A 5,752-nucleotide genomic window follows, 5' to 3' on the forward strand; every position below is an offset into this window, starting at 1 on the left:
CTCGCGGCTGCGACCTTGCATCAACCCGAATTATTGATTCTCGATGAGCCAACCTCAGCGGTAGACCCGGAAAACCGGCGCGATTTTTGGGAGAAGTTATTCGACCTCTGCGACGGCGGCACCACCATCCTGGTTTCCACCCATTACATGGATGAAGCTGAACGCTGCCACGGCTTAGCGATTATGGAGGGCGGTGTGAAACGCGCCGACGGTGCACCCGCGCAATTGATGCGCGAGCTGGGCGCCCGCGTGGTTGAAATCGATGGCGAAAATTTACGTTTGCTCAAGCAACAATTGGGGGAATTGCCGGAAGTGGTATCTACCGCGCAACAGGGGACTCATCTGCGCGTATTGATCAAAGAGGCAATTGACGAACCGGAAAGCTGGCTGCGCAGCGTGCACCCGGAATTAGTCGCCAATCGCCAGATCCACACCGTGCGCCCGAGCCTGGAAGATGTGTTTGTCCATTGCACCGGCAGCAACGCGGTTGATGGCCGGGGAGCGCGCCAATGAATGCCTTCAGCCAAAGCCTGCAGCGGATCGGCGCGATCATCTTCAAAGAGCTGCGCCAGTTGACGCGCGACCGCCCCACCTTCGGCATGATCGTAATGGTGCCGCTAATCCAACTGTTACTGTTTGGTTTTGCCATCAATACCAATGTGCGCGACCTGCCCGTCGGCGTGGTGGATTTAAGTCATACCCAGACTGCCCGTGCGTTGGTGAGCGACCTCACCGCCACGCAAGTGTTGAGTTTTACCGAAACCTATCAAACACCCGCGCTGGCGGAAGATGCGATTCGTCGCGGCCATGTCCACGCGGTACTGGTGATCCCCGAAGATTTTGGCCAGCGCCTGCAAGACCAGCGCCCCATCGCCCAATGGCTGATCGATGGTTCCGATACCATGGTCAGCAACGCGCTGCTTGCGCTGCAACAAATGCCCTTTGCCAGTGGTTTTGAGGCGCAGCCCAGCGCGCGCAAAAACACCTTTGAGATCGCGCTCTTCTTTAATCCTGAAAGGCGCTCGGCCATTAATATCGTGCCCGGGCTGGTGGCGATTGTGCTTACCATGACCATGGTGATGTTTACCTCGGCGGCGCTGGTACGCGAGCGCGAGCGCGGCAACCTGGAATTGCTGATCACTACGCCGGTGCGCTCCAGCGAAATTATGATCGGTAAAATCGTGCCCTATATTTTTGTCGGCCTGATTCAAGTGGCAATTATTCTCGGCCTCGGCCATCTGATTTTTGATGTGCCGATCAATGGTCGGCTTGATCAGCTGGTGCTCGGCGTTTTCGCCTTTATCAGCGCCAGCCTCACGCTTGGCCTACTGGTTTCCACCATCGCCAAAACCCAGCTGCAGGCGATGCAGCTCACGGTGTTTTTACTGATTCCATCAATTTTACTTTCCGGTTTTATGTTCCCCTACGAAGGTATGCCCGAAGCAGCGCAGTGGATTGCCGAAGCGCTGCCTGCAACTCATTTTATCCGCATGGTGCGCGCGATAGTCTTGCGCGGCGCGACGCTGGAAGATTTGCAGCCGGATTTATGTTGGCTGATCGGCTTTACCGTGCTTGGGGTGATAGCGGCGGCAAGTCGGTTTAAGAAGCGGCTGGATTAACCCTTATTCCATATAATCCACGCAATGAGAATTTTCTTAACTTTTATTTATAACAAATAAAAACTAGCAGAATTTTTTTTATAACAATCAACTTGAGATTGAACATAAATCAACCTAGACTGCACAGCATCAATTTATGTGAACTGGTTCGCACTTATGCTCAAGCAAGTCTCCGCCATTTTGGCTCTTAGTATTTCCACCCATGCCGGTGCCATCAGCATCGATTTAGGTGCAGCTACGGGCTACAACCTCTTTATCAAAGAGAACTTCACCCAACCGGGGGCTGATTCCCAAGGCAAGATCGCCATCGGCGGCAATGCCAATATCGGCCAATACGATGTTGGAGTGAACTATGAACCCGGCACCTGGCGCGATGGCAAACAATTCTGGACAGAGCCGGGCAAGTACTCCGATGTCCTGGTAGTAGGCGGTGACCTCACTACTACCCAATGGGCCTGGGGCAACGTCAAGGGCAACCTTATTCTGGGTGGCGAACTCACCCAAGGCTCCAGCAAAAACGCGGTGTTAGGCAGCACCACCAAAGCGACGCCGATTGATTTCAATGCTGCATTCACACAATTTAATGCCCTTTCGCAAACACTGGCCGGCCAATCCAATACCGGTGGGCTGGAGTTTAAATACAACAACTGGCTCATTTTGGATGGTGCTAGCAGCAACGATATTTATGTGGCCAACATCACCGGTCAAATGCTGGCAAATGCAACCGACCTGACCGCAAAAGGTCTCGACCAGAACGACACACTGATCATTAACGTCAGCGGCAAAAATATCAATTTTGATTCGCTCAACTACGGCAAGCGCGAAAGTTTTGATGCGCTGGACATGTCTGCAAGCAATATTCTGTACAACTTTTTTGAAGCAGAAAACATCACCTTTAGCGGCGGTATCAAAGGCAATATCCTTGCACCCAATGCGAACTTCACCTTCTTGCAAGGTGACCTGAGTGGCCAAGTGATTGCTAAATCCTGGACTGGTGGTTGGGGAGCACAAGCAAATTTATGGGATGGTTTTTTTGTGCCACCGGTTGAGCCACCACCCACACCGACAACGCCACCCGCCGTAGTAGTACCCGAGCCATCTGCAGTAATGCTACTGCTCTTCGGCTTGTTAGCACTCATCGTGATTCGCTGCAAACGCGCCTAAGAGCTAGTAGAGATACTAACTGCCAAGCTGATTCGATCTCATTCCAAAAGCCGCTACCGAGATAACCTGTAGCGGCTTTTTTTATTGCCCGTATTCGCTACACTGTCCCCCGTCATTTCACCGCTTGCACGCGCAAGCCTAATTGCACAGGGATTCCATATGAAATTCGATAATATCCTCCAAACCATTGGCAACACTCCGCACGTCCGTATCAACCATTTATTTCGCAGCGATATCGAAGTCTGGATGAAGGTCGAGCGCTTCAATCCCGGCAGCAGTATCAAAGACCGCATCGCGTTGGCGATGGTTGAAGACGCGGAAGCCAAAGGCTTGATCAACAAAGATACCGTCATTGTTGAACCTACTTCGGGCAATACCGGTATCGGCCTCGCACTCGTCTGCGCAGTAAAAGGTTATCGCCTCATTCTCACCATGCCGGAATCCATGTCGGTCGAGCGCCGCAAAAATATGAAAGCACTGGGCGCAGAATTGGTGCTCACGCCAAAAGAACTCGGTATGGGCGGTTGCATTGCTAAAGCCAATGAAATACTCGCAGAAAATGCCAACAGCTGGATGCCGCAACAGTTCAACAACCCTGCGAATGTGGAAATTCACCGCAACACTACCGCGCAAGAAATTCTCGCCGATTTCCCGGAAGGTATTGATTACATGATTACTGGCGTCGGCACCGGCGGCCATATCACCGGTTGCAGCGAAGTATTGAAAGAAAAATTCCCGCACCTAAAAACATTTGCTGTTGAGCCGGAAAAATCTCCTGTTATCAGCGGCGGCCAAAAAGGCCTGCACCGCATCCAGGGCGTCGGCGCGGGCTTTATTCCGCAAGTATTAAATAAAGACACCCTCGACGGCACTATTCTCGTCAGCGAAGAAGCCGCATTTGAAATGGCCCGTCAATGCGCATTGAAAGAAGGGGTTTTTGTTGGTATTTCTTCTGGAGCGACGCTCGCTGCAGTCGCGCAAAAACAAGCAGAGATGAAACCCGGTAGCCGCGTGATTATTTTCAGTTACGATTCCGGAGAGCGTTATTTATCGATTGAGGATTTGTTTTAAAAACCTCACAACAACGCACCTCGTTCCCAAGCTCCGCTTGGGAATGCATATTGTTGAGTCAACAGCATACGATGATGAATATCTCACAAACATTATTTGAAAAATGGTGTCCACTTATTGGTGGCACTTCACAAGCAATTCCAGAAAGCGAGGAGGAAAATGTCAAAACTCCCGACTATCTACTAAAGATCAACAACGTTAATATTTACGCAGAGATTAAGGAAATCAACGCCACCAAAGACGAAGAAAAAATACTAGAAGCATTAAAAAACAATAAAGATCCAGAAACTGCTTATGGAGAAGAGCCAGGAAAAACGGTTCGGCAGAATATAACAAGTGGCTACAATCAATTAAAACTGCATTGTGAAACAAAAAATTGCTGTGGAATTTTAGTATTTTTTAATAACTCAGGTATGCCTGGACTAGGTAGATTCGATCACCATCATATATTGCACGGTATGTTTGGCTCCTGGAATATATCCATATACCCGCAAGAGACAGGGGGAAAAATAATAAATAAGGATAGAGATTTTTTAGGCGGAAAAAAGTCTTTGACAAAAGATCATAAGAAGTATCTCAGCGGGATATTAAACCTAACGGAACATCATTCAAGAGGGCTAATAGGATTTTTATACCACAATCTGTTTGCTCTACATCCACTCGATAAAAAACTATTTAATTCAAAGCATTGTACACAATATATCGCAAACCTAGCCCATATGCGCTGGGAACTACCAGAATTAAAACCTCAATAAAGTTTGAGTTAATCTCTAGCAAAACCTACAAGGAACGTACCATGGGCCGCAGCCGCTATCTGATCACCGATCCAACCGCCCCACATTTTTTAACTTTCACCGTATTACATTGGATACCTATATTCACCCGGCCAGACACTGTGAACATTGTGCTGGACTCATTTCGTTTTTTGCAAAAGGAAAACCTAAAAATCTACGCATGGGTAATTTTAGAAAACCATCTTCATCTAATCGCCCAAAGCGACAACCTACCACGAGACATTCAGCGATTTAAGAGTTTTACGGCAAGAGAGTTGCTTAATTATTTACAGCAGCACAATGTCAAAAGGCTACTAGACCAATTTTCCTTCTATAAAAAGGCACACAAAACAGAAAGCCAACATCAATTCTGGCAAGAAGGTGTTCACCCAGAGTTAATCCAGAACCCGGAGATCATGCGGCAGAAAGTTGAGTATATTCATGCCAATCCGGTTAAGCGTGGATATGTGGATTTTGCTGAGCATTGGCGCTATTCGAGCGCGCGGAATTTTGCGGGGAATGCGGGCTTACTGGGAATTTGTAAGAACTGGTAAATATGCATTACCAAGCGGAGCTTGGGAACGAGAAGAATCCAAAAATTTAGCATCAAGAGGGCGCAATAGATTGCGCCCTCTTTTTTATCAACTCCACCAAAAACCAGCCCTTTTTTAGGGCGCATAAAAAATGTCACACCAGCTGTGTTACAGTCCCACCACAAAAATCGTCTACAGATCCCAACAAGGAAACAACTATGAGTAATGTGCATTTTATCGGTGGTGAAAAAGGTGGGGTTGGCAAATCTATGACCGCGCGGTTATTGGCGCAGTATTTGATCGACGCAGAAAAACCTTTTATCGGCTTGGACTCCGATCAATCCCACGGGACTTTTTCGCGCTTTTACAGCGAGTTTGCATCGCCCTTAATTGTTGACGATTACGACAGCCTTGATCAGCTGATTATTCTCGCGCAGGAAAACCCCGGCAGCGATTTGATTGTTGATTTAGCAGCACAAACCTCCACCCGCTTGGGCAAGTGGATTGACGAGAGCGATGCGCTCGCACTGTTTCAGGAGTTGGGAAGCCAAGTCTATTTATGGCATGTGATGGATGACGGTGCAGATTCAGT

At 48.6% G+C, this 5,752-nt stretch carries 6 protein-coding genes and 1 pseudogene; all 7 read left to right on the forward strand.

What is annotated here, in order from left to right:
- Positions 1–513 (forward strand): ATP-binding protein DrrA1-3 family domain-containing protein (locus ACWA6V_RS07495; protein ID WP_449521894.1); only part of this gene is annotated, 513 nt, incomplete at its 5' end.
- Complete coding sequence (locus tag ACWA6V_RS07500; protein WP_449521895.1) at positions 510–1,619, forward strand: ABC transporter permease; 1,110 nt, start codon at positions 510–512, stop codon at positions 1,617–1,619. The genes ACWA6V_RS07495 and ACWA6V_RS07500, both read left to right, overlap by 4 nt.
- Before the next feature lie 156 nt (positions 1,620–1,775).
- Positions 1,776–2,783: a choice-of-anchor A family protein gene (locus ACWA6V_RS07505; RefSeq protein WP_449521896.1), complete on the forward strand. Its 1,008-nt coding sequence runs from the start codon at positions 1,776–1,778 to the stop codon at positions 2,781–2,783.
- A 159-nt stretch (positions 2,784–2,942) separates the two neighbouring features.
- Positions 2,943–3,854, forward strand: a complete 912-nt coding sequence (cysK, locus tag ACWA6V_RS07510; protein WP_449521897.1) for a cysteine synthase A — start codon at positions 2,943–2,945, stop codon at positions 3,852–3,854.
- Between the two features lie 71 nt (positions 3,855–3,925).
- Positions 3,926–4,609, forward strand: a complete 684-nt coding sequence (locus ACWA6V_RS07515; protein WP_449521898.1) for a hypothetical protein — start codon at positions 3,926–3,928, stop codon at positions 4,607–4,609.
- A 41-nt stretch (positions 4,610–4,650) separates the two neighbouring features.
- Positions 4,651–5,181 (forward strand): REP-associated tyrosine transposase, encoded by a 531-nt coding sequence (locus ACWA6V_RS07520; protein WP_449521899.1) that lies wholly within the window; start codon positions 4,651–4,653, stop codon positions 5,179–5,181.
- Between the two features lie 197 nt (positions 5,182–5,378).
- Positions 5,379–5,752: pseudogene (locus ACWA6V_RS07525) on the forward strand (mobilization protein); the annotation flags it as partial.

The sequence above is a fragment of the Cellvibrio sp. genome (assembly GCF_053579595.1).